The 25,914-nt window shown below is 48.8% G+C and carries 21 protein-coding genes; 15 read left to right on the top strand and 6 right to left on the bottom strand.

The genetic code is table 11. From position 1 onward, the window contains the following. Positions 1-95: 95 nt before the first annotated feature. Complete coding sequence (locus CLV60_RS15050) at positions 96-770, top strand: hypothetical protein (RefSeq protein WP_106596181.1); 675 nt, start codon at positions 96-98, stop codon at positions 768-770. A 12-nt stretch (positions 771-782) separates the two neighbouring features. After that, positions 783-3,215: an ABC transporter permease gene (locus tag CLV60_RS15045; RefSeq protein ID WP_106596180.1), complete on the top strand. Its 2,433-nt coding sequence runs from the start codon at positions 783-785 to the stop codon at positions 3,213-3,215. Position 3,216: 1 nt separating this feature from the next. Here the strand turns inward: CLV60_RS15045 and CLV60_RS15040 are convergent, their stop codons facing one another. Together CLV60_RS15040 and CLV60_RS15035 are read right to left on the bottom strand one after the other, a co-directional pair. After that, positions 3,217-3,630 (bottom strand): PIN domain-containing protein, encoded by a 414-nt coding sequence (locus tag CLV60_RS15040; RefSeq protein ID WP_106596179.1) that lies wholly within the window; start codon positions 3,628-3,630, stop codon positions 3,217-3,219. After that, entirely contained in the window at positions 3,620-3,859 is a 240-nt protein-coding gene (locus CLV60_RS15035; RefSeq protein ID WP_106596178.1) for a hypothetical protein, read from the bottom strand. Before CLV60_RS15035 ends, CLV60_RS15040 begins: the two co-directional genes overlap by 11 nt. An 82-nt stretch (positions 3,860-3,941) precedes the next feature. Here CLV60_RS15035 and CLV60_RS15030 point away from each other — a divergent pair, with 82 nt between their 5' ends. The 11 genes from CLV60_RS15030 to CLV60_RS14980 all read left to right on the top strand — a co-directional run bounded on the left by CLV60_RS15030 (position 3,942) and on the right by CLV60_RS14980 (position 22,874). Next, positions 3,942-6,302 carry an ABC transporter permease gene (locus CLV60_RS15030; protein WP_106596177.1) on the top strand — a complete coding sequence of 787 codons (2,361 nt, stop codon included), beginning with the start codon at positions 3,942-3,944 and terminating at the stop codon, positions 6,300-6,302. A 116-nt stretch (positions 6,303-6,418) separates the two neighbouring features. After that, positions 6,419-8,803 carry an ABC transporter permease gene (locus CLV60_RS15025; RefSeq protein WP_106596176.1) on the top strand — a complete coding sequence of 795 codons (2,385 nt, stop codon included), beginning with the start codon at positions 6,419-6,421 and terminating at the stop codon, positions 8,801-8,803. Between the two features lie 53 nt (positions 8,804-8,856). Further along, positions 8,857-11,238, top strand: coding sequence for an ABC transporter permease (locus tag CLV60_RS15020; RefSeq protein WP_106596175.1), 2,382 nt, complete (start codon positions 8,857-8,859; stop codon positions 11,236-11,238). 55 nt (positions 11,239-11,293) lie between these two features. Continuing rightward, positions 11,294-11,521, top strand: coding sequence for a DUF433 domain-containing protein (locus CLV60_RS15015; protein ID WP_106596238.1), 228 nt, complete (start codon positions 11,294-11,296; stop codon positions 11,519-11,521). Next, positions 11,518-11,883: a DUF5615 family PIN-like protein gene (locus tag CLV60_RS15010; protein ID WP_106596174.1), complete on the top strand. Its 366-nt coding sequence runs from the start codon at positions 11,518-11,520 to the stop codon at positions 11,881-11,883. Before CLV60_RS15015 ends, CLV60_RS15010 begins: the two co-directional genes overlap by 4 nt. 159 nt (positions 11,884-12,042) lie before the next feature. Then, on the top strand, positions 12,043-14,499 hold the full coding sequence (locus tag CLV60_RS15005) for an ABC transporter permease (RefSeq protein ID WP_106596237.1): 2,457 nt from the start codon (positions 12,043-12,045) through the stop codon (positions 14,497-14,499). An 86-nt stretch (positions 14,500-14,585) separates the two neighbouring features. Then, complete coding sequence (locus CLV60_RS15000) at positions 14,586-17,000, top strand: ABC transporter permease (protein WP_106596173.1); 2,415 nt, start codon at positions 14,586-14,588, stop codon at positions 16,998-17,000. 78 nt (positions 17,001-17,078) lie between these two features. Beyond that, on the top strand, positions 17,079-17,285 hold the full coding sequence (locus tag CLV60_RS14995; RefSeq protein WP_146151553.1) for a hypothetical protein: 207 nt from the start codon (positions 17,079-17,081) through the stop codon (positions 17,283-17,285). 179 nt (positions 17,286-17,464) lie between these two features. Continuing rightward, positions 17,465-17,830 (top strand): hypothetical protein, encoded by a 366-nt coding sequence (locus tag CLV60_RS14990; protein ID WP_146151552.1) that lies wholly within the window; start codon positions 17,465-17,467, stop codon positions 17,828-17,830. Positions 17,831-17,997: 167 nt separating this feature from the next. Beyond that, positions 17,998-20,412 (top strand): ABC transporter permease, encoded by a 2,415-nt coding sequence (locus CLV60_RS14985; RefSeq protein ID WP_106596170.1) that lies wholly within the window; start codon positions 17,998-18,000, stop codon positions 20,410-20,412. A gap of 86 nt (positions 20,413-20,498) precedes the next feature. Then, the gene (locus CLV60_RS14980) at positions 20,499-22,874 is read left to right on the top strand and encodes an ABC transporter permease (protein WP_106596169.1); all 2,376 of its coding nucleotides are present in this window, start codon (positions 20,499-20,501) and stop codon (positions 22,872-22,874) included. Between the two features lie 10 nt (positions 22,875-22,884). Here CLV60_RS14980 and CLV60_RS14975 read toward each other — a convergent pair whose 3' ends face one another. Both CLV60_RS14975 and CLV60_RS14970 read right to left on the bottom strand, forming a co-directional pair. Continuing rightward, a complete protein-coding gene (locus CLV60_RS14975) occupies positions 22,885-23,277 on the bottom strand; it encodes a type II toxin-antitoxin system VapC family toxin (protein WP_106596168.1) in 393 nt (130 codons plus the stop codon). Next, positions 23,278-23,487 (bottom strand): DUF2281 domain-containing protein, encoded by a 210-nt coding sequence (locus CLV60_RS14970; protein ID WP_106596167.1) that lies wholly within the window; start codon positions 23,485-23,487, stop codon positions 23,278-23,280. A gap of 206 nt (positions 23,488-23,693) precedes the next feature. On the opposite strand from CLV60_RS14970, the gene CLV60_RS14965 reads away from it, so the two are divergent. After that, positions 23,694-24,065: a hypothetical protein gene (locus CLV60_RS14965; protein ID WP_106596166.1), complete on the top strand. Its 372-nt coding sequence runs from the start codon at positions 23,694-23,696 to the stop codon at positions 24,063-24,065. Between the two features lie 37 nt (positions 24,066-24,102). Here CLV60_RS14965 and CLV60_RS14960 read toward each other — a convergent pair whose 3' ends face one another. Continuing rightward, a complete protein-coding gene (locus tag CLV60_RS14960) occupies positions 24,103-24,597 on the bottom strand; it encodes a hypothetical protein (protein WP_106596165.1) in 495 nt (164 codons plus the stop codon). A gap of 10 nt (positions 24,598-24,607) precedes the next feature. Then, a complete protein-coding gene (locus CLV60_RS14955; RefSeq protein WP_106596164.1) occupies positions 24,608-25,159 on the bottom strand; it encodes an RNA polymerase sigma factor in 552 nt (183 codons plus the stop codon). Positions 25,160-25,321: 162 nt separating this feature from the next. On the opposite strand from CLV60_RS14955, the gene CLV60_RS14950 reads away from it, so the two are divergent. Next, entirely contained in the window at positions 25,322-25,663 is a 342-nt protein-coding gene (locus CLV60_RS14950) for a DUF6249 domain-containing protein (RefSeq protein ID WP_106596163.1), read from the top strand. The last annotated feature ends 251 nt before the right edge of the window (positions 25,664-25,914 follow it).

Here is a 25,914-nt window from a genome sequence, read left to right as displayed (position 1 = left end):
GGAACATTTGATGAGGGGGTAAATGCCTCCTGGAATGCAGTGTGGGGCTCCTGTATGGTGCCAAAGCTAGTTTGAACAATATGCCAAATCTAACCATGAAAAAAATCCTAACCATCCTGTTGGCCGGCGTAAGTACGCTGGCCATTGCCCAGAAAAGGGCTCACCTGAGCAGAAGTATCGACGACGACGGCAAAAAGCTGTCGATTAAAGTATCCGGAACTTTGGACGGCAAAGAAGTTGATATCGACAAAACGTTCGATGTGGAGGGCATGAGCCAGGAGGATCGCGAGGCGTTGCGCGACAAGGTATTGTCTTCGATCGCCGAAGGAAATCTGGATTTGCCGGCTCCCAAAGGCGTTTGTAAGGAATCCGTGGCCGTAGCGACACGCCAGAAACACAAACCAAAGCCGCCGGTACCGCCCGCCGCACCTAAACCGTCGGCTGACGAATGGTCGGATGATGACGCCTCCGATGAAAGTCCGGAAAAAATGGTATTCTCTTCTAATGAAATGAATGCCGAAATGGTGTCGTCAGGGAAAGGGTTTATCAAAGAACCGGCTTCGAAACATCCGAAAGACTTCTCCAAGCATGTACGCTACAATTCCGAAACCGGCGAAATGTTTATCAAATACCGGTTCATGAAGGATGGCGACGAGTATATCTACGAAAAGACCGTGAATGCCGCCGAGAAATCGGAGAAAGAACGGCAGCGGATCATCGAAAATTTTGAAAGTGAAATGGGCCTGCCGGGAAACGGCATGGAAATGTAAAAGATTGAAGTAATGCTGAAAAACTATCTGAAAATTGCCTGGCGGAATCTGCGTAAACACAAGTTTTACACGTTTCTGAACATATTCGGTTTGTCGCTTGGGCTGGCAAGTTGCCTGCTCATTACGCTTTATGTGGTGGATGAGCTGAGTTATGACCGCTCGTTTGCGAACGCCGACCGTATTTACCGGATCAATGCAGATATCCGTTTCGGCGGTGCAGATATGGCGCTCGCTGTGGCGCCCGATCCTTTGGCATTCACATTAAAAAAGGATTACCCTCAGATCGAACAGGTGGTACGGCTGCGGGAGAATGGCAGTCAGCTGGTACGGCGTGCGGATGCGGCCGATAACTTGAAAGAGGATCATGTTTTCTACGCGGACTCGACATTCTTCAAGGTATTCTCGGTCCCCATGCTGCAAGGCGACCCGAATACCGCATTGAGCAACCCGCAAACCGTGGTGATTTCGGAAACGGACGCTAAAAAGTACTTCGGTGACGCCAACCCGATGGGCAAGGCTTTGAAGGTGGATAATAGTACGACGTATACAGTTACCGGTGTCATGCGCGACATTCCCGCACAGTCGCATATGCGTGACCTGAATATGCTGCTTTCCATGAGCTCGACTGACGAAAGTCGGCAAAATGCATGGGGTAGCCATAATTTCAATACCTATATCCTCTTTCGGGAGGGCGTAGATGCAAAACAGTTTGAGGCGAATTTTGAAACTGTTTTGCAGAAATACACTTCCAAGTGGATTAAGAGCTTCATGGGAGCGACGCTGGACGAAGTCCGGAAAACGGGCAATTACCTGGTTTATACGCTCATGCCGCTTACGGATATCCACTTGCATTCGGACCGCACGGCGGAGATTAATGCGAATGGCAATATCCAGTACGTGTATATTTTTGGAGTAGTAGCGATTTTCCTGCTTTCCATTGCCTGCGTCAACTTCATGAACCTCGCGACGGCACGCTCGGCCAATCGGGCGAAAGAAGTAGGGGTGCGCAAAGCATTAGGTTCGGAGCGATCGTCCCTGGTGAGTCAGTTTCTTACAGAATCGGTAATGCTGAGCTTCTTTTCGCTTGCACTCGCGATCCTCGTAGCCTATCTCGCACTGCCGTTGTTCAACAATCTGGCGAGCAAGCAAATCCAGTTTCCGATTACAAACGTGTGGTTTTGGTCGGTGTTGCTGCTTACGGGTGGCATAGTCGGCGTGATGGCCGGTAGCTATCCGGCATTCTTCCTGTCGGCATTTCAGCCGTTGAAAGTCCTGAAAAATACGATTGAGCTGGAAGGTAAAGGGAGTGGTTACCTGCGCAACGCATTGGTGGTATTCCAATTTGTGATTTCGGTGATGCTGATCGTCGGCACGGGTGTCATTTACCGGCAGCTCAACTACATTCAAACCAAGAAACTCGGCTTTAATAAGGATCAAATGCTGATCGTGAACGATGCCTATGCGCTGAACAATCAGGTAAAAGCATTCAAAGAGCAGGTTTTGGCACTTCCGAACGTGGAGAGCGCCACGGTTTCCAGCTTCCTGCCTACGCCTTCCTCTCGCACCGATCACACTTTTTTTCCGGTTGGGCAAATGCAGCAGGACAAGGGCCTTAATATGCAGAAGTGGTCGGTGGATTATGATTTTGTGAAAACAATGGGGCTGCAAATGGCCAGCGGACGTGCTTTCGACGAAGCATTTCCATCCGATTCTACGGGCATCGTCATCAACGAAGCCGCTGCGAAAGTGCTTGGCGAAGGAGATCCGATCGGTAAAAAGATATTCGGTTATGAAGATGCTGCATTGACGAAACGAGTTGACTATACGATTATCGGAGTGGTGAAAAACTTTCATTTTGAATCGCTGAGAAGAAATATCGGTGCATTGAGTCTGATTCTTTACAAGAGCTCAGGGTCGGTCGTGTTTCGCATGAAGGGTGGCGACGCCCCGCAAACCGTGGCGCAGGTGGAGGCATTGTGGAAGAAAATGGCGCCCGGTCAACCATTCAACTACCGGTTCATGGACCAGGATTTCGACAACGTTTACCGCAGCGAGCAGCGGGTAGGGCAGATATTCATCACCTTTGCCGCCATTTCGATTATCATTGGCTGCCTTGGGCTATTCGGGCTATCGGCATTCACCGCCGAGCGCCGCACGAAGGAAATCGGCGTCCGTAAAGTACTTGGCGCGAGTGTGGTCAACATCGTGGCCCTGCTATCCAAAGAATTTATTAAGTTGATCATTATCGCGATCGTCATTGGCAGCCCGATTGCCTGGTTTGGTATGAATCATTGGTTAAGTGATTTCGCCTACCACGTCGATCTCGCCTGGTGGATGTTTGCAGCTGCCGGGTTGCTGGCAATCGTGATTGCATTGCTTACGGTCAGTTTCCAAAGTGTCAAAGCTGCGTTGATGAACCCGGTGAGGTCGTTGAAGTCGGAGTAGGTTATTGAAGGTTGAGAAAGGGGTTGATGATGGTGAGTTTCCCTTCGACGAGTTGGTTGTGTTGCAAGTCCTCCGAGTACAGTGTGTTGCAACCGGCTGCTAGTGTAGAAGATATAATGATGCTGTCGAAAATCTGAAAATCATATTTTTTTAGAAGATAATACGAATGATCAAGGATTTCCTGATCAACTGAAATGATCTGACAGCGGTCGAAAACGAGGTTGCATTTGTACAGAATTTCCTGTTTTGGAAGTTTTAGCGCCCGTTTTGTAACATTAATGAATTCGGAGATAACCTGTGTGCTGATAATCGGATTGGAAGCGACAATACCTTCACTCACACGTCTTTTAGTATGATCATTTGCGTCGTACAGATATAGTAGAACATTGGTGTCAAGCGCAATATTAGTCGCCATAGTTATTCGCTTCGTCGCGGTCAAATTTGAAGTTCCTGAGGTCCACACGACTATCCTTGAAAATAGCCTCGATGGCTTCCATGCGTTGCTGCTTTTCAAGTTCGGATAGTATGCGGGGGGCTTTTACTTCGGAAGCAACAACTTCAATTTCCTTCCCGATCATCTCTTTGGGAAGCGTCAAAGTGAAGGTTGTACTCGTCGGGACAATTACTTTTTTCACTAGTTCCATTGCATTTGTATTTACAGACAATCAAATATATCCAATAACATATTGCACATCCTATTTATTCCACCACCAATGAACAAACGGTATGCTTAGAAATTATCTGAAAATCGCCTGGCGGAATTTGTTGAAAAACAAGATGTTCAGTTCGATTAACATCCTGGGGCTGGCGCTGGGGATGGCTTGCAGTTTGCTGATCATGCTGTGGGTGCAGGACGAGATTAAAATGGACCGCTTCCATGAAAACGATGCCCGGCTTTATTCGGTTATGGAAAACCAGCATTACTCTGGGGAGATCAACACTTTTGCGGCTACTCCCGGCATTCTGGCCGAGAATATCGTGAAGGATATTCCGGAGATCGAAAAAGCCAGCCAGGTGCTTTGGGAACAATCGCCTGTTTTGAAGGTCGGCAATGTGTATGACAATGAAAAGGGCCGCTATGTGCAGGGAGACTTCCTGACGATGTTTTCGTTTAAACTGAAACAAGGCGATGCCCGCACAGCCCTGAAGCGTCCCGACGGCATTGTAATTTCCCAAAAACTGGCCGACAAGTATTTCAAAGGACAAGACCCGATCGGAAAGGCTATGCGCGTCGATAACAAGGACGATGTGGTCGTTACCGGCGTACTGGAAGAGATCCCTCGCTATTCATCTATGAAATTTGATTTCATGATGAGCTACGACAGGTGGCAGAAAGGCGCGCCATGGTCGAAGGAATGGGGCAACAATGGCCCGCGCTGTGCGGTATTACTGGCTAAGAATGCGGATATCGACAAGGTAAATGCGAAGATCAAAGGTTATGTCAAAACCAAAAATAAGGACAGTAACGTCGACCTGTTCCTGATCAATTACGGGGAATCATACCTCTATTCGAACTGGGAAGCAGGCAAGCAGAATGGCGGACGTATCGACTACGTGCGGATGTTTACAATCGTGGCAATATTTATCCTGATTATCGCCTGTATCAACTTCATGAACCTCGCCACCGCCCGCTCGGTGAAACGCGCGAAAGAGGTTGGTTTGCGGAAGGTGGTGGGCGCTTACAAAACAAGCCTGATCGGGCAGTTTATGGGGGAATCGATCCTCATTACGCTGCTTGCGCTGGTGGTTGCGATAGCGATCGTGCTGGTATTGCTGCCGGGCTTCAACTCGCTGACCGAAAAGCAGCTTTCGCTCGATTTTCTGGATCCGGCTTTCCTGTTACTGCTTTTAGCGCTAACATTAATTACCGGTCTGGTCGCCGGCAGCTACCCCGCGTTGTTTATGTCGTCGCTGAACCCGGTTACGATTTTGAAGGGTGCATTGAAATTCAAGCCCAATGCTACCTACTTCCGGCAGGGACTGGTCGTGTTTCAGTTCGGATTGTCAATTCTGCTGATTCTCTCGATGATTGTCATTTACCGGCAAATTGATTTTATCCAGCATAAAAACCTTGGTTTCAGTCAGGAAAACCTGCTCTATATCCCCGATATTGAAAATACCATGAGTACTAACTTCGATGCATTCAAGCAGGCATTGGAGACTGAGCCGGGTATCAAGTCGGTAGCGCGGTCGCAGGCGAGTCCGCTCGCTTACGGAAGTTCTACGATGGGGGTGCGCTGGCCCGGAAAGGATACCACGAAGCAGCTGCTTTTCAATGTGAACCCGGTTGGTTTCAATTTTATAGAAACAATGGGGATCAAGCTCCTGGATGGCCGGGATTTCAGCCCTTCATTCGGGACCGATACTTCTAATTACCTGGTCAATGAAGCCGCCGCGAAGAAGATCGGCTATAAAGACCCGGTAGGTAAGGAACTGACGATGTGGGGTAAGAAAGGCAAGATTATCGGGTTGATGAAAGACTTTCACATCGGCTCGCTGCACGTGGCGATTGAGCCACTGATTATCAGTCTCCAACCTAAAAAAGAGGCATGGGGCTCAGGATTAGTGCGTGCGGAGGCAGGCAAGACGAAGCAAGCCATTGAAAGTCTGGAAAGGGTTTTCCGGCGCTATAATTCCGGTGTACCTTTCAAATACCATTTTGCGGACGAAGAATTCGGTAATCTCTACAAAGCCGAAATGGTTGTCGGCAAACTCTCTAATTACTTTGCATTCCTGGCCATTTTCATATCGTGCCTTGGCTTATTCGGTCTGGCTGCATTTACCGCCGAGCAGCGAACCAAGGAAATCGGGGTTCGGAAGGTTCTGGGCGCCAGTGTCTCCAACCTGGTAGGAATGCTGTCGGCCGACTTCCTGAAACTGGTGGGCATTGCGGCAATCATCGCATTCCCCGTTGCCTGGTATTTCCTGACGGGCTGGCTTGAAAAGTACGCCTTCCGGATCGAAATGGAGTGGTGGTATTTCGCCGTCGCGGGTGTGGCCGCCCTGTTGATCGCGCTATTCACGGTCAGCTTCCAGGCGATTAAAGCGGCACTGATGAACCCGGTGAAGTCGTTGAAATCTGAATAATAAGCGACCGCCGACGACCGACCACGGACCGCCGATAGCAGGTACGCATAAAACCGCAAAAGAAAAGATAGGCGGTCGGCCATCAATGGTCGGCGGTCGTTTAATCCGAAACAGCCATGCTAAAAAACTATTTCAAAATCGCCATCCGAAATCTCACGAGGAACAAGGTTTTCTCGGTGATCAATATTGCCGGCCTGTCGCTGGGGCTTACCTGCTGCATGCTGATTGTCCTGTACACGAAAGACGAAGTGAGTTTTGACCGCTTCCAGGCGAACAGGGACCAGCTGTACCGGGTGATGGTTACCAGCAAGGACGAGCATGAAACCCGAACTTTCGGGAGTACTAATGCCATTCACGGGCCGACTTTCAAGCAGGACATCCCCGATGTTAAAGAGATTATCCGTGCACAGACCAATTCCTTTGTGATTAAAAAGGGTAATGAGGTATTGAAGGAGGACGTGTTGTTTGCTGACGCCCCGTTTTTCTCGGTTTTCTCGATGCCGTTGCTCTCCGGCGATCCCAAAACGGTTCTGTCGGACATTCATTCGATCGTTCTGAGCGAAGATCTGGCCGAGAAATATTTTGGTACAAAAAATGCGGTAGGGCAGACAATGCAACTGAAAGTTGGAGATGAATTTGAACCCTTCATCGTATCCGGTGTGGCAAAGCGTTGTCCTCAGAACTCATCGATCCAGTTTGACGCCGTGTTGCCTTTTGCATATCAGGAAGCAAAGGGCTGGACGGATAGCGAGTGGATGGGTTTTTACATGAATACCTTCGTGCTGCTGCATGAAAAGGCTGATTATCATGCGGTAGTGAGTAAAATGAACCTGGTTTCGAAGAGCAAGGTAACGGCGGAAGCTAGTAATGGCAGGGAAATCAGGAGCGAGGTGGTGTTCAATTTGATGCCTTTCCTTGATATGCATTTGCAGAGCAACAATGGCGACCTGCGCAATGGCCTCGACCACGGTAGCAGCCCGATTTATTCCTACATTTTGTCGGGCATCGCCATTTTTATTTTGCTCATCGCCTGCATCAATTTTGTAAACCTCACGGTGGCGCGCTCGCTTAACCGCGCGAAGGAGATCGGGGTACGGAAAGTGGTGGGTGGTTTGCGAAAACAGCTGGTATACCAGTTTCTGGGCGAATCGTTTTTGCTTTCTTTTCTGGCATTTGCATTGGCTATTGCACTTACACAAATCGTGTTGCCGGTTTTTAATGAGTTGGCTAATAAGCAGCTCGCACTTTCATATCTGCTCGATACCGGGCTGGTATCGGGATATGTGGCATTGTTTTTCATGACTGGCTTTGTTGCGGGGGTGTATCCTGCGCTGGTATTGTCTGGTTTTAGCCCGGTGCAAACACTTTACAATCGCACGAAGCTTACGCAGAAGAATTACCTGACTAAGGGGCTCGTGGTTTTCCAGTTCGCATTGTCGGTTTGCCTGGTTATCGGGACTATCGTGATTTACGCTCAATTCAAATACCTGACTAACAAAGATCTGGGCTATAACGACGAGAATGTGGTAAGTTTCAGTCTGGGCCGCGGCGGGCCGGGCAAGGAAGTGATGGAGGTCGTTCAGAATGAACTGAAGGGAACTTCGGGCATTGCATCGGTAGCTGCTTTTAATGGGAATTATAATGGAACAATTGCGAAAATAGATAATCGGGAAATCGGGTTCGGCTACATTGGTGTAAGCGATGATTTCCTGAGCACATTGCAGATCCCTGTACTCAAAGGCCGGAATTTCTCTAAAAGCTTTTCCACTGATCCGGAGGAAGCCATTGTGGTCAATCAGGCATTTGTGAAGCGGGCGGGGCTTAAAAACCCGATCGGGCAGGAGGTGAACTTCGAGTGGAAGAACAAAAAGATGAAGATCATCGGTGTGATCCGAGATTACCATTATGCATCGTTGAAAGACACTATCGCCCCACTGGTATTGACTCAGGACCCCAATTATCGCATCGGTACCATTATCGCGAAATTGGATAGTAAGGACACCCCGGCGACGATCAAGGCCATTGAGAAAATTTTCAGGAGTCATATCAAAAACCTGCCTTTTGAATACAAATTCGAAGATGAGGCAAACCTGAAACGCTATGAATCGGAGGCTAAATGGAAGCAGATGATCACGCTCGCGGCGGTGTTGTCGATTTTTGTTTCCTGCATCGGTCTGTTCGGATTGGCGACATTCAATGCGGAGACCCGCGTGAAGGAAATCGGGATACGTAAAGTGCTGGGGGCATCGGTAGCGAGCATTACGGCGTTGCTTTCAATGGATTTTGTCAAACTCGTCATTATCTCCATCATCATCGCATTGCCGATTTCCTATTACGGCGCGAATTTGTGGTTGCAGGATTTCCCTTACCGAATCCCGATGTCGTGGACCTATTTTACCTGGGCGGCATTGCTGGCAGTCGCCGTCGCAGTTTTGACGGTGAGTTATCAAAGCATCCGGGCTGCTATGCTGAATCCGGTTAAGTCACTTAGAACGGAGTAAAGGAGGAGAGGGAAGAAAGGGCTCCCTCCATCCTCCCTCTAATTCCTTTTACTATGCTAAAAAACTACTTCAAAATCGCCTTCCGTTCGCTGTGGAAGAACCGGCTATTTACGGCGATCAATGTGCTGGGGCTTTCGCTGGGGTTGGCGAGCGCGGGCGTGCTGCTTCTTTTTATTCAGCGGGGCATCACTTTCGATGCTTTCCATAAGGATAATGACCAGATCTACTTTGTACAAACGGCCGATGTTTCGGGAAGGTACAATCAGACGGTCTACCCGATTCTGGAACAGATGGTCAAGTCATTCCCGGAAATCGAGACGGGCACGCATGTGCAGGGCTGGAATGACGTGTGGCTGAATCACAAAGGGAAGGATCTGCAAAGGCAGACGAAGTATGTCGATAGTACCTTTTTTGATGTTTTTTCTTTCAAACTGAAATATGGCAATGCAGCGACCGCATTGAAACGGAAACAATCCATCGTGTTGGGCAATCAGGCTGCGGAAGCATTATTTGGGGATGTTAACCCGGTAGGCGAAACCGTGACCGTGGAGGACAGCATGACTTTTACGATAACGGGTGTGCTCGAACCGGTTCCGGCGAATTCGTCTATTCAGTTCGAGGTGTTGCTTCCCGTTTCAAATCTCGAAGACAATAAGGGTTTTGCGTCGAATGCCGACTGGTACAACACCTTCGCTACGGTCTACCTCAAATTGCGTAAAGGCACAGACATGGGTAGGCTGGAGGCGAAATTTCCAGCCTTTGCAAAAACGCATTTTCATACGGACGGGCAGAAGCGGAATATCCATATAGCGCCGCTGGAAGAATACATTCATTATGAAAACCCCAACTTCCGCTGGATGATTTATGGTGCCATTACCATTGCTGTTTTCATTGTGTTGATTATCAGTATTAATATGGTTAACCTGAATGCCGCGATGTCGTTCACGCGCGCGAAGGAGGTGGCTGTGCGAAAGGTGACCGGCTCGACGCTTGGGCAGGTGCTGGCGCAGTTCTGGACTGAATCGGCGTTGGTACTGGCGGGTTCGCTGCTGATTGCCATGTTGTTTGGGGTGTTGTATCTCGTGCCTCAGTTCAATGAGTTCAGACAGGGCAGAATGCAGCTGGTCGTAAACTGGCAACAGGACTCAGCGACCTTCCTCATGCTGGTCGGGATTATCGGTATCATCGCGTTCGTAGCGGGGACGATCCCCGCAGCTTATCTTAACAAGCTCGATTTGCGGGACACATTGAAAGGAAAACTATCGGGCAGACCCGGATCGAGGAACTGGATGCAAGGAACGCTGATTGTCGTGCAATTGGTGATTGCCATTATTCTGGTGGTCGGAGCCATTGCGGTCCGTTGGCAGATCAACTTTATGCGGCAGGCCGATACGGGTTTCCAGGGAGACAAAGTGGTTGTGGTGTCGTCGGACCTGCAATACAAGGATGAGAATGCGGCTGTACAGCAATTTGTGCCTATTCTCAATGGATTGAAACAAAACGCGAAGGTCGAAAGTATCGCGATCTCAGGCATTGTCCCAACGCGCTATTGGAATAACTATAATGTGTATACGCCCGAAGGCGAGGATAGGAAAAACATCCGGCTTCGCCACGTTGGCACGAGTACCAACTACACCGGCACCTATGATATCCGGATGGTGGAAGGAAGGGATTTTTCGGAAGAACTCGACAGGAACGGCGAACAACACCCCGTGGTGATCAACGAGGCTGCCCGTAAGGCTTTCGGCTGGACCACGGCCGTTGGGAAGCGACTCCGCCAGGGTAACAATGCGGAGGTTTACACGGTGGTAGGTGTGATGAAAGACTTTAATTACGGTCCCTTGAAAGAGCGGATCGAGCCATTGCTGCACTGGTACGATGGTCCGCCAAGCCTGAACAGCTACCTTTCATTGAAGTTTACAGACATTTCGCAGGCAAAAAGCGTTTTGGCAGGACTCGAAACGGAAATGAAGAAAATACCGTCCAAACGTCCGTTCAAGTTTTTCTATATGCAGGAGGAGCTCGCCAGGCAGTACAACGACCTCGACGGGATTTGGAAAATGGTCAACTTTGTGACGCTCCTGGCGATTGTCATAGCCCTGGCCGGTATTTTTGGCCTTATATCGCTCGCAGCGAGCAAGCGTACCAAAGAGATCGGCATCCGTAAGGTGCTCGGCGCCAGCGTTCAGGGCATAGCTATGCTGCTTTCGCGTGATTTCATCATTTTGCTGGTGATTGCAACGCTGGTAGGATTGCCCCTGGCGTACACTTTTGTGGTCAAATACCTGGCTAGTTTTGAATATCATGTGCATCTGCCCTGGTATATATTCGTGCTCGTTGCAATGGCTGCATTGCTTCTCACGGTTCTGACGGTTGGGTTCCAGGGTATCAAAGCCGCATTGGCCGATCCGGTGAAGAGTTTAAGGAGTGAGTAAGGAATTGGAGCTATCTGGTTTGAGGATATTCGTTAACTTTAAGAAAAAATGGCTTATGGAACTGAATAGAATCACTTTTGATCCTAATGTCATGGGAGGGAAGCCTTGCATCAGAGGAATGAGGGTAACGGTTGGAACGATTGTGGGACTTATCGCGTCAGGCAGAAGTTTCGATGAAGTACTGGCTTTCTATCCATATCTTGAGACAGAAGATATCCGTGAAGCGCTGGCCTATGCAGCTTGGCGTGCGGATGAAATCGAAATTCCTTTCCAGGCTGCATGAGGATATTGATCGACATGAATCTGTCGCCCGTTTGGGTGCAGTACTTTACTGAAAATGCATTTGTGTCAAAGCATTGGTCTGAAATTGGCAAAGCTACTGATCCTGACAGGGTAATTTTCGAATATGCTAATCAAAATGGTTTTGTGGTGTTCACCCACGACCTTGATTTTGGTGCTATTCTTGCTGCGACGAATGCAAAGGCGCCCAGTGTTTTTCAGATTCGCAGCCAAAATTTGCTCCCCGAGGCCATCGGCCCAACCGTGTTGAAATGTTTACGCGACTACGCAGGCTTTTTGAATTCGGGATGTTTGATAACCCTATTTGACCAGAAATCGAAGATCAGGCTGTTACCACTGAATTAGTTTTATTTGACAATTTCGAACAAGAGTGTCCAGTTTCGGACACTCTTGTTGGTTTTTGATTAATGTAATTAATTGATTTTTAGATAATTAATTGCGTGTCGAGTGGTTGGCATAATTCTTCATTCCAAAAGAACCGGAATGCAATCCAACGACCTAGCCATGATCAAAAACTATCTGAAAATTGCTTGGAGGAACGTCTTGAAAAACAAGATGTTCTCCATTATCAATGTCTTCGGCCTGTCGGTCGGGATGACCTGTTGCATGCTCCTGCTGCTGTATATTCTGAGCGAGGTTTCGTTCGATAAGCATCAGGAGCATGTCAACGATTTGTACCTGGTCCGTTCTGAGAATGTGCAGCCGAATGGGGAGAAAATGGATAACCCCCGCGCACCCGCGCCTTATGCGCACGCGCTCAAAGCCGAGTATCCGGAAGTGATGCAGGTAACGCGCCTCTGGCAGAATTTTCTGGAAGATAAGGCATTGCTGACGGTGGAGCAGCCAGGGAAAGGCCCGCTCTCATTCTATGAAACCAAAGGTACACACGTCGATTCGACGTTTTTTGATGTTTTTACCTACCAATTCCTCGAAGGAGATCAGCGGACGGCGTTGGTTGATCCGCATTCGATTGTACTTTCCGACGCCCTCGCTCAAAAGCTTTTCGGTAACGAGCCTGCATTGAACCGTACGGTGAAAGTGGGCGGCAAGACGGGGCATAACGAGAATTTCAAGGTAACCGGCGTGTTTCGTGACGAAAGCGCCCGTTCTCATATCGATGCGCATTATTTTGTGTCATTCAAAGTGGGCTGGATAGGCGATTACCTGCGGCAGCCCGACCTCAATTTTACCAACAACAATATGTTTTATCATTACCTGCGCCTCCGGCCGGGTACCGATGGAGCGGCATTCGAGGCGAAATTGCCTGCATTCATCAACAAATATGCACGGAAAGACCTTAAAATCGCGGGATATGATAAAAAACTGGCCTTGCTCCCGGTCCGGGATATACACCTTTTCAACCAGATCGACCGCATTGTATCATCCACGACGAGTTCAACTTATCTGTACGTTCTGGCGAGCATAGCTATATTTACTTTGCTGATTGCCTGTATCAACTTCATGAACCTCGCCACCGCACGCTCCGCGAAACGAGCAGCCGAGGTGGGTATGCGTAAAGTGATGGGCGCGAACAAGGGGAGTCTGGTCGGCCAGTTCCTGGGCGAATCGATGGTGTTGACGTTCCTCGGTCTGGTGGTTGCTATGGCCCTTGTGGTATTGCTACTGCCATTCTTCAACCAGCTTGCCGACAAATCATTGGATGTGCATGAACTCCTGCAACCGAAAATTGTCGGTGGATTTGTGCTGCTCGCATTGATGACGGGTCTGTTGGCGGGAAGTTATCCGGCATTCTACTTGTCGGTGTTTAACCCGCTGGATGTGATTAAGGGGCGCTTTGTGAACTCGGTATCGGCTACCGCGCTGCGCCGGGGGCTGGTGGTTTTCCAGTTTGTGATTTCAATCGGACTGGTAGTTGCTACTATCGTTATTCAGGGACAGATCCGGTTTATGAAAGATCAGCCGCTGGGTTTCAACAAGGATCAGCAGATTGTGATCCCGTTCCGGAGCGAGGAGGCGCGACAAGCCTACACGGCATTAAAAAATGAACTTTTACAGGACAGCAGGATCACAGCCGCTTCCGGAACCGCCTATTATCCGGGTATTCTCAATCCCAGTGATATGTCGGTTTATTTGCCCGGGCAAACGGTGAATGACGACAACCTGATCAAAACGAACTGGGTAGCGCCGGATTTCATGGAAACAATGGGTTTCAAACCGGTAGTCGGTCGGATGTTTTCGAAAGAATTTCCGGCAGATACGAACTATAAAATTGTGGTCAACGAGGCGACGCTTCGTAAATTCAATGTACCGTTGAACAAAGCAGTAGGGCAGAAGTTCCTGTTCAATAACGGCGGAGATACGCCGGGCTCAGTCGAGGTGGTTGGTGTGGTAAAAGATTTCCATTTTCAGGATTTACACAAGGTTATCGAGCCCTATGCCTTTTTTCTGAATATGGATCCGAGCTATAATTATCTCATTGCCCATATCGCCGGAAAAGATGCCGCCGCCGCACTTCCATTTATCGAAAGCAAATGGAAGTCCCTCGTGCCCGACGAGCCCTTTGCATACACATTCCTGGACGAGGATTTTCAGAAAAACTACGCGGCCGATGCCCGTACTTCCAGGCTGGTTAATGCCTTCACGATCATTTCTATCCTGATTTCCTGCCTCGGGTTGTTCGGTTTAGCGGCGTTTGCTGCCCAGCAGCGTATCAAGGAAATAGGCGTACGAAAAGTGCTGGGAGCTTCGGTAGCAAACATCGTAGGACTGTTGTCCGGCGATTTCGTGAAGCTGGTAATCATCTCCATTGTCATAGCCACTCCGCTTACATGGTACCTTATGAACCGCTGGCTGGCTGATTTTGCCTATAAGATCAGCCTCCAATGGTGGATGTTTGCCGGAGCTGGTGCGTTGGCGGTGATTATCGCACTGCTTACCGTGAGTACCCAGGCCATCAAAGCCGCTGTAACGAATCCGGTGAAATCGTTGAAATCGGAATAAGGGGATGAATGGAGGAAAGGGAGAAAGGAGTTTTTCCATCCTCCCTTTCCTCCGTCCTCCCTTTCCTCCCTTAAAAACACCTTCTTATGTTCAAAAACTACATCAAAATCGCGCTGCGTAACCTTTGGAAGAGCAAGGGATATGCATTTATCAATATCGTGGGCCTGTCGGTGGCTTTTTGTGTGAGCGTTTTTTTGTTTCTGACGGCCTATTTCGCGCTGTCTTATGATGACTTTCACGCTGACAGGGACAGGATTTTCGAACCGTATTTTTTCTCTAATGATCCCGAGCGCGTGGATCGCACGGCGTCGATGCCCTTTCCGATCACGCCCGCATTGAAGGCCGAGTACCCCGAGATCGAAGCCGTGGCGAGGATCGTGAACGGTTCGGATGTGGTGGAATATAATGGCAAGTTCCTGGATAAGAATATCAAGTTCACAGAGCCCGATTTTTTCAAGATATTTTCCTTTCCTTTTAAGCAAGGCAGTGGGGAAACGGCTTTGAGCGACCTGAGCAGCATCGTGATCACCGAGCATATGGCTAAGGCTGTCTTCGGTGCAGAAAACCCGATGGGCAAGCGCATTCAACTGGGGTTGGAGGCAAACAAGAAGGAATATGTGGTGAGTGGAGTACTTGCGGATTTTCCTGATAATTCTTCCCTCCAATTCGATGCGTTTATACGCAGCGAGAATGTAGGCGGCTACCAGCACCAGAAGGACCAATGGGACGCATTTTCTCACAATATTTTCCTGAAACTAAAACCAGGCGTCGATAAGCTGGCATTTGAAAAGAAGCTGCAACCATTTACGGCTAAATACTTCGCCGAGACAATTACCAAACTCAAAAAGAAAGGAGCTAAACCGGACGAGCGGGGTGATCTCTATGCGTTACGCCTTCAAAAATTGGAGGATGTGCATTTCAACCGGGAGATTTCAGGTGGCAAGGAAGGGTCGCTGATTTATGCATTGATGGGTATCGGCATCTTCATTCTGTTGATCGCCTGCATTAACTTCATCAATCTGAACGTCGCGCGCTCGTTTATCCGCGCACGGGAGGTGGGCGTGCGCAAATCGCTGGGTGCATTGAAACAGCAGCTTTTCTTCCAAATCTGGGGTGAAGCAGGGGTTGTATGTTTCCTCGGCTTCCTGGCGGGCGTAGTACTCTCGATACTGCTGCTACCTGCATTTAATGCAACATTCAGGTCCAAACTGACCCTGGGATACATCTTCGAGCCCGACAAAATCGCCATGCTCGTCGGGCTGTTTTTGTTTGTTACCCTCGTCGCAGGCGGCTATCCTGCGTTGCAAATGTCGAAATTCAATGCAGTCGAGGTTTTAAAAGGAAAGGTATCGCTCAAAAAGCCGGGTATATTGCGCAATTCGCTGATCGTTGCACAGTTTGCACTTTCGAGTCTGCTGATCTGCTGTACCGTTATCGCGATGCAGCAGGTCGACCACCTTCGGAAGCAACCGTTGGGCTTTCAAAAGGAGGAGGTGATCAGTATTCCGGTGGGGAGCAAGGTTAATGGCCAGACTGCGCTGCGCAGGATGCGTAACCGCCTCGCCAATGATCCCAATATCGTAGGTATAACCGGTTCCGGTGTAAACCTGGGCGTGGGACATGACAGAAGTACCTCCCGCAGCTCCATTGGTTTTACTTTCAAAGAGCGTGAAGTACAGACCGACTGGCTGCACATTAGTTATGATTATCTCAAAACGCTCAATATCAAACTGATCGACGGACGGGAGTTTAATCCCGCCTATCCGACGGATTCGATGGGCAGGGTTATTATTACGGAAAGTATGGCGAAGGCTATCGGTGAAAAGGATCCGGTTGGCAAGTTCTTCCAGACCGATACTGCCGGAATCAAGCATCAGATTATCGGCGTCGTTCCTGACTTCAATTTGTATTCATCCAAGACAGACAAAAGGCCTATTACGATGTACCTGTCCCATACCGACGGCATCGGGTATATTTTGGTGCGTGTGACGCCGCAGGGCCTGGCATCGTCGATGGAGAAGCTCAAAAACATTTGGAAAGAAATTACGCCGGAGTCGGAATTTATCGGCTCGTTTCTGGATGAAAATACCAACAACTGGTACAAGGAAGAGGAACGGCTTTCGCAGATTTTCAGTCTGGCGTCCGCGGTTGCGGTGATATTGTCGTGCCTTGGGCTGTTCGCTGTCGCGTTGATTGTCATGGAGCAGCGCACGAAGGAAATCGGCGTGCGCAAGGTGCTTGGTGCGAGCGTCGCGAGCCTCGTGTTTGTGTTATCCAGGGATTTTGTAAAACTGGTGCTCATCGCGATCCTGATCGCTACACCTGCTGCCTGGTATTTCATGCAGCTCTGGCTGGACAACTATCCCTACCGCATCGAAATCAGCCCGCTCGTATTTGTAGCCGTCGGGTGCGCCGCAGTGCTTGTTGCCGTTGCGACCGTCAGTTTCCAAAGCATCAAAGCCGCGCTGATGAACCCGGTAAAGTCGCTGCGGAGCGAATAAATGCAGATTGATCGAATAAGTAAGGTGTTGGGACTAAGGTCTCAACACCTTATCTTTGTATTGATCACACCTGAATTTATGAAAGACTACGTGGCAAGCAAAACCGGATTGATGGAAAAGCGTCCGGCGAAAATGAATGTGGAAGAGTTACGTCAATGGAAGCGAGATTCCTATGAGCGGGCCAGAGCATATTTGTTTTCTATTGGGCAGCCTCTGGTCTATTACAACGCAGAAGGAAAGGCTGTCGCAGAGTACGAAGACGGCACGGTGATGCTCATTCAATGAATATTTACTTCATAGCCGGTCCCCCAGGTATTGGAAAGAGTACCTATGGGCGCGAACTTGTCCCCCGCCACATTCCAATTGTAGATCACGATCTTGCAGCTTATCAGTATAAGAAGAAAGGATTTGCGGATTACTCGGAGCTCGCTTCGCTTAAAGCCAACGAATTCATAGATTCTTGTATGAGTGACGGCCGGGACTTTGCCTTGGAGTTGAATCTTGGCTACGAATCACACTACGATTATGTCAAAAGCCTGGCTACATCTAGTAAGCGTATCAGGATTCACCTCATTCTGTTTTTTACCGACAATGTAGAGCTGTGTCTGTTGCGTGCCAAGGTCCGGCATCAAAACGGGGGACATTTGGTGGAGCCTCATGTAATCCGTACGATGTACCGAGATACTATCCCATCGTTTAAGAAACACAGCAAGCTGTTTACGGATGTGTCATTCATCTCGGTTACCGACCTGGATATCGAGGAAGTTACTCATAGGGATTTACCCAATTGGGTTTCTGCTAACAATCTAGTCCATTACGTTCGTAACTGAGGCAGCTTAATGCGAAATGCCTGATGTTCAATCGCGTACAGAAACTGTCCGAAAGTGGACGACTACGAAATTCTTTGGGTGGTTTAACCGATTGAAAATGAGTGGTTATTTTGAATGGTATAGGATTTAGTATGTTAATAACTCGCCTGAAACCAATCAACCTAGCCATGATCAAAAACTATCTAACGACCTCATTCAGAAACCTTCGCCGCAACTGGAATTTCACGCTGATCAACATTACGGGGCTTACATTGAGCCTGGCTTGCTGCCTGCTCATTTTCTTTACGGTGCGGTACGAACTGAGCTTTGACGGCCATCACAAGAATGCCGACAGGCTCTACCGATTGCTTAACCATAGTTTGGAGGACGGGGAAAAGGGTTTCAATGCGGGGATCCAGCTTCCGGCATTGGCGGCGCTGCGCAACGATTTTCCCGAAATCAGGAATCAGGTTACCTGTACATACGGATTGCGCGAGACGTTGATTACCGTTACCCAGGGATCGGAGAAAAAGAAGTTTTCGGATCCAGGCTACAATATTGCGTTCATTGGCCCGGAGTATTTCGGGATGTTCGATTACAAGTGGTTGAAAGGCTCGCCTTCGCAGGCGCTCAAAAACCCGGGCTCGGTGGTGTTGACGGAGGGGCAGGCTTTGCGATATTTCGGTAAAGCGGATCCGATTGGAAAGAGTATCCGTGTAAGGAACCAGATGGATTTCGTGGTGACAGGCATCGTGGCAGACCCGCCAGCCACCACTAATCTGCCGTTTACCACCATGCTTTCCTTTGCATCGTTGAAGGAGTTTGGAGCATTTACAAACTGGGACGATTGGGTTTCGACCTATGGCGGTGGTCAGGTGTACCTGATGTTACCCCAAAATGTGAGCGAAGCGCAGTTCGAGCAGCAGTTGTTGACATTCAACAAAAAATACAGGGAGCCGAAGGAGGATAAGCGGGTGAAATTCGTGCTACAACCGGTTAAGGATATTCATTTCGCAACAAAAACGGGCAATTATGCCAGCCGATCGATCAGCAAGGGGATGATTTGGGCCATGTCGCTGGTAGGCGTTTTTATCCTGATTACCGCCTGTGTGAACTTCGTCAACCTCGCTACCGCGCAGGCGTTGCGCCGCTCGCGCGAGGTAGGTGTGCGGAAGGTACTGGGGAGTACGCGAGGACAATTGTTGCGCCAGTACTTCTCTGAAACAGGGATTATAACTGTGTTTTCGGTGCTATTGGCATTGGTTTCGGCGCAGTTGCTGTTGCCTTACATTGCCAATATTCTCAATATTCAGACCCGCGACGTGGTGTTTTTTCAGGACCCGTCGATTTTGCTTTGCTGTGTCGTATTGACGGTTGCCACCACTTTCCTCGCCGGCTTTTATCCTGCGTTGGTGGTGTCGGGGTACCAGCCTATTTTAGCATTGAAGGGGAAAATGCGTACGGCTGGCGGTGGTCAATCCAATCTGCGTAAAGGTCTTATTGTACTTCAATTTTCGATTTCGCAGGTGATCCTGATCGGGACGCTGATCGCTTACAGCCAGATGCGGTATTTCAGTACGCTCGACCTGGGCTTTGAAAAGGACGAGATCGTAACCATCGCCATTCCCGATCAGGCGGAAGGCAAGCTGGAAGCATTGCGGGAGGAAGTCCGGGCGATACCGGGCGTCAAATCTGTCGCTTACAGTGCATTTACACCGATGTCGAGAAGCAACTGGCAAACCGGATTCAGATACGAAAACGATGCGGAGGACCTGGATTTTACCGTCGTAATGCGTCCGGCCGATACGGCCTATTTCAATACTTACGGACTGAAATTGGCGGCGGGAAGAATGTATTTGTCAGCGGATACAATTCGCGAGTATGTCGTGAACGAGGCCTTTGCCAAAAAGATGGGCTTTAAGAATCCGGAGGGCATTATCGGTAAGCGGTTGACGATCGGTGGGGGAGGTTCCAAACTTCCGGTTGTAGGCGTTGTGAAAAATTTCAATACCTACACGCTTCACCAGGAGATCATCCCGTGCGTGATGACCACCATGCGCAACAATTATCAAACATTAAGTGTAAAACTGGATAAAAATGCAGGTCTGGAACAGATCAACCGCATTGAAAAGCTTTGGGCGGCCGCTTTCCCGGATTATTTGTTTAAATACACATTCTACGATCAAACGCTCGATAGCTTCTACGAGAAAGAGGCCAAGTTCTTCTCACTCTTCAAAATTCTGAGTTTCATCGCGATTTTCATCGGGTGTCTCGGTTTGTACGGCGTGGTAGCATTCATGGCCGAGTCGCGTACGAAGGAGATGGGCATCCGGAAGGCCATTGGAGCATCGGCAATGAACATTTTCGGGTTGTTTTCAATCGATTTTATCAAGCTCGTCGTCATTGCCCTGGTGATTGCCTCGCCTATTGCCTGGTATTTTATGAATGAATGGTTGCAGGATTTCAGCTATAAGGTGAGCATCAGCTGGTGGCTTTTTATAGTGGCGGGGATTGCTGCGGTAGCGATCGCACTGGTAACGATCAGTTTCCAGAGTGTGAAGGCTGCAATGACAAACCCGGTGAAGGCATTAAGGAGTGAATAGTCAGGAGTTTGTACGTGCAACTAGCGGACAGGTTTTTACATCTTTCGCGAAATGCGTTCTAAACTCTCATTATATCTGACCCGGCCATGATCAAGAATTATCTGCTAATCGCGCTCCGTAACCTGCTCAAAAACAAAGTTTATTCCCTGATCAATATTGTCGGACTGGCGGTAGGTATCGCCGTCACGATGCTGATAGGGCTGTGGGTCTGGGACGAATTGTCCTTCAACAAGTACCACAAAAACTACGACCGTGTCGTGCAGGCATGGATTAGTCAGACTTTTAATGGCCAAACCGGGACCGGTACAGCGGTTTCGATCCCTTCGGTCACCGAAATGGCAACCAAATATCCGGCAGATTTCAAGCATACCGCACTGGCTTCCTGGAATTTCGGGCATTTGCTGGCGAATGGGGATAAGAAGATCAATAAAACGGGAATGTGGGCCCAGCCTTCGTTTCCCGAAATGCTGGGTCTGAAAATGGTCCGTGGCGACTATGACGCCTTGAAAAGTCCGGGTTCGGTAGTGATTTGCGAATCGCTGGCGAAAGCACTTTTCGGCAATGCGGACCCGCTGAACAAAGCGCTCAAACTCGATATTAAAAAGGATGTAAAAGTAACAGGCGTTTATGAGGACATTCCTTTCAATTCGAGCTTCAACGAGCTGTACCTGATCCTGCCGTGGAACGACTACCTGCAAGCCGAAGGCTGGGTAAAGGGTGCGCAGACGGAATGGGGTAACCATTCTTTCCAATGGTTTGCACAGGTGGCGGATCATGCCGAGATCGCAACGGTTTCGCGCAAAATCCGGGATGTGGAAATGCCGCACGCATTCTCCAAAACCGACAAGCCGCAATACATGCTCCACCCGATGAGCCGTTGGCACCTGTATTCCGATTTCAAAGATGGTCAGAATGTCGGCGGGCGCATTCAATTCGTGTGGCTGTTTGGTATTATCGGTGCATTTGTATTGCTTCTGGCTTGTATCAACTTCATGAACCTGAGTACGGCTAGGTCGGAGAAACGAGCCAAGGAAGTTGGCATCCGCAAATCGATCGGTTCGCTGAAAAGTCAGTTGGTATTCCAGTTTTTGAGCGAGTCGTTCCTGGTTGTCATGTTTGCGCTGGTACTCGCGATTCTCATTGTACTTATTTCGCTGCCGGCCTTCAACGATCTCGCCGGCAAGCATGTGAAGTTCCCGTTCTTGTACTGGCAGTTCTGGCTGTTGGTGATCTGCTTTGCGTTGTTTACCGGGCTGGTGGCAGGAAGTTACCCGGCATTCTACCTGTCTTCATTCAACCCGCTGTCGGTGTTGAAGGGCACATTCAAGGTCGGGAAATACTCGGCTGTACCTCGCAAAGTGATGGTCGTGTTGCAATTCACGGTGTCGATCACGCTCATTATCGGGACGATCATCGTGTTCCAGCAGATTCAGCATGCGAAAGACCGGCCGGTTGGTTATGATCGTCAAGGGCTATTGCAGATCAATATCTCTCCCAATTTGTGGGGCAAATACGACCCAATGCGTAATGACTTGCTGAAAACCGGCAGCGTATATGAAATGAGCGAATCGTCGAGCCCGACCACCGGCATTTATTCCAACCAGATCGGCTTCGAATGGGAGGGATTGGAGCCAGGCTCCGTTCCATTGTTCGGGACAATTGCCTGTACCCATGATTTTGGTAAAACGATTGGTTGGAAGATCATCGACGGCCGCGATTTTTCGAGGGATTTCTCAACGGATAGCGTCGGTTTTGTTCTCAACGAATCGGCCGTCAAGCTTACCGGGCTCAAAAACATCGTAGGCAAAACAATCCGTTACAATGGTAAGCCGCATCACGTGGTAGGGGTGATCAAGGATATGGTGATGCAGTCGCCGTACGAGCCGGCAGTGCCCACCATTTTTATGCTCAATTACGAATGGGCTAACCTGATTAATGTGAAGCTTACCCCGGGGGCGCCGGTTGACAAGGCTTTGAAGAAGGTCGAGGCTGTTTTTCGCAAGCACGATCCCGACTCACCATTTGAATTCAAGTTTGCCGACGAGGAGTACGACGCGAAATTCAGGGCTGAGGAACGGATAGGGAAGCTCGCGCGTGTATTTGCAGTGCTGGCGGTGTTTATTTCCTGCCTCGGGTTATTTGGACTGGCAGCCTACACAGCAGAGCAGCGTACCAAGGAAATCGGGATTCGTAAAGCGTTAGGGGCGAGCGTTGCACAGATGTGGGCAATGCTATCCAAGGAATTTGTATATCTGGTGGTGATCTCCTGCGTTATCGCCTCGCCTATCGCGCTTTACTTTCTGCACGATTGGCTGGATAAATATGAGTACCACATCCAGCTAAGCTGGGTCGTATTCGTCGTAGCGGCGCTGCTGGCCGTTGCGATCACGTTACTCACAGTGAGTTTCCAGGCGATCAAAGCAGCGCTGATGAATCCGGTTAAGTCGTTGCGGAGTGAATAAGTGAGTTTCTTTACCAGAGGACTTGCGCCGCCGGATACAGTGCAAATTTCGGGTCGTTTGATACAATGCTAAGGCGTTCTTGAATCGCTGTTGCAATTATCAAACGGTCGAAAGGATCGCGGTGTTCTTGGATGAATGGTAGACTTTGGTAGGCTTTCAGTTGGGGTGCATTTATGTCTATGGTCAATATACCGTTTTTCGAAGCTTGTGTAAAGGCTATATCGATCGGGTCCGCCAGCGAAAGTTTTCCAATTTTCGCCTTGATTGACATTTCAAACCAACTGATGGCATGTACATAGACGTCATTGCCTAAGTCCTCCATGAGAGATTTGGCCTTCCGTGAGAGTCTGGGGCTATCTTCGAGAAACCAAATCAGAGTGTGTGTGTCCAGTAATACTTTCATCTACATATATTCTTTCAAATCGTCCAGGGGTTCGTTGAAATCATCTGACATGTGAATTCTCCCCCTTAATGCTCCCGCCTGACGTTTTTTAAGCGGGCTTGCCACTTTTTCCGGGAATGTAACTGTGACTTCCGTACGCGAATGCACAGGTGGCGTCCCTATGAGCGTTACCTTTCCGTTTTCATAAATTCCTTTGATTATCGTTTCCATATTTTTTGAATTTGACCTTATCCAAATTTAAAAACAAAGGAAAGTTTTAGCAATTCTATCCAGCAGGCGGCGCCCCATTCGTCGATCGAAAACCAGCTATCATCTACCAGCAGTGACATTTCGCAGATTGTGTTTCCGGTGCGTTAAACTTAGGAGAGGAATGTGCCTCTAAAAGACATAAACAAACAATTTAACCACTGGAAACCATGAAAAAGATCATTTTCGCCATCGCTGCAATAGTTACTTTCACTGCTGGGAATTCTTTCGCTCAGCGATATAACAGACCCAATCCCGTCGTGATCGACGCCCGCGCCGACAATGCTGCTGAGGAGTTCAAGATCAATAAACTGGACGAGATCGTGAAGCTGAGCCGCAAGCAGGAAAACCAGATCAAAAAGATCGAAAACAAATACGATCGTTTGACCGGCAGAAGCCAGAGATACCATACCTACCAGAGCATGAAGAGACTGGAAGAAGAGAAGCAGAAAGAAATCCTGGCCGTGCTCACACCCGCACAACGCCAACGTTTGTTCGCTTATCAGCACCGTTTCGATAGCCGCTACAACCGCAGAGGATAGTCAATTGAAAATATAGCCATGAACGAGCGGCCGGATCTCAGGATCTGGCCGTTTTATTGATGAGCAACCACTTGTTTCGAAGGAAATAATCCAACATGATGAGGCTGGATAACCCGATAATCGTGAGTAAAACGGGTTGTGGAATGGCGGAGAATTTTTGAATGAAAACCTGATTCGACACCATCATGCCATTCACTCTGGCCCAAACCTCGGACTGCTCGTTGCCCGGCACAAAGAAGGAGGCGACAATCAGTGCTGCCCATGCTGCGGCGATCCAATACCATGCATACCGCGCAATTATCGGTTTCGGTTTAACGGCTGTTTGAGTGGCTTGAATTTGCGCGATAATGCTATTACTGAAAGCCTGGGATGGGGCTTCTATGGCATCGTGCTGTACCAGAGTACGGAATGCGGCTTCTTCGTGTACACGCTGCATGACCGCCCGCGTGAATCCGTCCGAAGGTGCGTCGGTACCTGCTTCGCCGATCAGTTTTTTGAAATGCGCTTCCTGTTTGTCGTCTTGCTGCTCCATAATTCCTGCATTATAACAAAAACTGCAATTCTTTGCCCAATACTTTCCGTGCCCGGAACAGTTTGATTTTCACGTTGCTGGTCGTGAGTCCGGTTATCTGTTCGATCTCTTCAATCGTGCTTTCATTCAGATAATACAAAGTGATCACCAATGCTTCGAGCTTCGGCAACCGGTTGATCGCGTCTTTCACAAACTGCTCACGCTCGCGCGCCTGCAAGACTTCGAAAGGCGGCGGGCTGTATGAATAATGGTAATTTTCTTCCAGATCGTCGTCAATACTTTGCAGCGCGAGCTTTGGTTGCTGCAATTTCGAGACGGCCGTTCGATATACGATTGTGTATAGCCAGGTGGAGAATTTAGATTTCCCTTCAAAACTGCTGATTTGCATGTAGGCTTTCACGAAGCTTTCCTGCGCCGCATCCTCGGCGTCCTGGGTATTGGACAGGATTTTTTTCGCAATGGTAAAAGCCATGTTTTGATACTTCTCGACCAGATAAGTATACGAAGCCAGGTTCCCCTGCTTTACGTTTTCAATATAAATCCGGTCGTCCTGGTTTTTCATGCATTTCATGGCTCGCGTGCCCATATGACCGCGTGGAAAGCATGCCGGTTACAATTTTTCGGTAAAATTCTTTTGTGTAAATTTTTTTCGCCCAAAACTGTAACCGGACATGCAGGACGGCTGTCCAATGGGTAACATTCGAAATTTAACCATCTTTTAGTCATGAATGCCGTACTTGTTTCTGTTGCAGCTTTTCTGGGCATCTTTGGAATTGTTTACGTGTTCCTGATGACGCGCCATCGCGAACGTATAGCGCTGATCGAGAAGGGCGCCGATGCTTCCATTTTTACGGATAAGAACCAGGCGTATTATCCTACGCTGAAATTCGGGATGCTTTTTGTGGGTATTGCACTCGGTATTTTGCTGGGTAACTGGCTGGACAAAACGTACGATTTCAGCAAAGGGGTAGCCTATCTTGCCATGATATTTCTCTTCGGGGGGCTTAGCCTGATCCTCAATTTTTTAATCGAAAGAAGTTTGAACAAAACCAGAATTAGCGAGTAGAGTCCAACGCTCGCCAATCAACCATGCTATTCCGCCGCTCATCACTTAATCCGAAAAATCAGGCCTAGTACCTTGCATCACAAAGTACCTTCCAATACATTTGTAATGTCAAATTTAGGTTAGTCTGTATGGGTGTGTCAATTGAGTATTGAAATGTAATTGATTGATACACTGATCACTGTCTGAAAGAGCCGAAAATCTCTTATCGGAATTCCTATGCCCGTTCCAAAATTTATTAGCCATGAAATTTT

Source organism: Dyadobacter jiangsuensis, assembly GCF_003014695.1.
In the GTDB taxonomy this organism is placed as follows: Bacteria; Bacteroidota; Bacteroidia; order Cytophagales; family Spirosomataceae; genus Dyadobacter; species Dyadobacter jiangsuensis.
This window is presented reverse-complemented; position numbering and strand designations above follow the sequence as displayed.

Excerpts from the sequence above, each read along its gene's own strand:
- CLV60_RS15005 (WP_106596237.1), top strand. The coding sequence starts at position 12,043 with ATGATCAAAAACTATCTGAAAATTGCTTGGAGGAACGTCTTGAAAAAC.
- CLV60_RS14990 (WP_146151552.1), top strand. The coding sequence starts at position 17,465 with ATGAGTGACGGCCGGGACTTTGCCTTGGAGTTGAATCTTGGCTACGAA.
- CLV60_RS14995 (WP_146151553.1), top strand. The coding sequence starts at position 17,079 with ATGAAAGACTACGTGGCAAGCAAAACCGGATTGATGGAAAAGCGTCCG.
- CLV60_RS15035 (WP_106596178.1), bottom strand. The coding sequence starts at position 3,859 with ATGGAACTAGTGAAAAAAGTAATTGTCCCGACGAGTACAACCTTCACT.
- CLV60_RS14965 (WP_106596166.1), top strand. The coding sequence starts at position 23,694 with ATGAAAAAGATCATTTTCGCCATCGCTGCAATAGTTACTTTCACTGCT.
- CLV60_RS14980 (WP_106596169.1), top strand. The coding sequence starts at position 20,499 with ATGATCAAGAATTATCTGCTAATCGCGCTCCGTAACCTGCTCAAAAAC.
- CLV60_RS14975 (WP_106596168.1), bottom strand. The coding sequence starts at position 23,277 with ATGAAAGTATTACTGGACACACACACTCTGATTTGGTTTCTCGAAGAT.
- CLV60_RS14970 (WP_106596167.1), bottom strand. The coding sequence starts at position 23,487 with ATGGAAACGATAATCAAAGGAATTTATGAAAACGGAAAGGTAACGCTC.
- CLV60_RS15030 (WP_106596177.1), top strand. The coding sequence starts at position 3,942 with ATGCTTAGAAATTATCTGAAAATCGCCTGGCGGAATTTGTTGAAAAAC.
- CLV60_RS14955 (WP_106596164.1), bottom strand. The coding sequence starts at position 25,159 with ATGAAAAACCAGGACGACCGGATTTATATTGAAAACGTAAAGCAGGGG.
- CLV60_RS15045 (WP_106596180.1), top strand. The coding sequence starts at position 783 with ATGCTGAAAAACTATCTGAAAATTGCCTGGCGGAATCTGCGTAAACAC.
- CLV60_RS15025 (WP_106596176.1), top strand. The coding sequence starts at position 6,419 with ATGCTAAAAAACTATTTCAAAATCGCCATCCGAAATCTCACGAGGAAC.
- CLV60_RS14985 (WP_106596170.1), top strand. The coding sequence starts at position 17,998 with ATGATCAAAAACTATCTAACGACCTCATTCAGAAACCTTCGCCGCAAC.
- CLV60_RS14960 (WP_106596165.1), bottom strand. The coding sequence starts at position 24,597 with ATGGAGCAGCAAGACGACAAACAGGAAGCGCATTTCAAAAAACTGATC.
- CLV60_RS15000 (WP_106596173.1), top strand. The coding sequence starts at position 14,586 with ATGTTCAAAAACTACATCAAAATCGCGCTGCGTAACCTTTGGAAGAGC.
- CLV60_RS15040 (WP_106596179.1), bottom strand. The coding sequence starts at position 3,630 with ATGGCGACTAATATTGCGCTTGACACCAATGTTCTACTATATCTGTAC.
- CLV60_RS14950 (WP_106596163.1), top strand. The coding sequence starts at position 25,322 with ATGAATGCCGTACTTGTTTCTGTTGCAGCTTTTCTGGGCATCTTTGGA.
- CLV60_RS15050 (WP_106596181.1), top strand. The coding sequence starts at position 96 with ATGAAAAAAATCCTAACCATCCTGTTGGCCGGCGTAAGTACGCTGGCC.
- CLV60_RS15020 (WP_106596175.1), top strand. The coding sequence starts at position 8,857 with ATGCTAAAAAACTACTTCAAAATCGCCTTCCGTTCGCTGTGGAAGAAC.
- CLV60_RS15010 (WP_106596174.1), top strand. The coding sequence starts at position 11,518 with ATGAGGATATTGATCGACATGAATCTGTCGCCCGTTTGGGTGCAGTAC.
- CLV60_RS15015 (WP_106596238.1), top strand. The coding sequence starts at position 11,294 with ATGGAACTGAATAGAATCACTTTTGATCCTAATGTCATGGGAGGGAAG.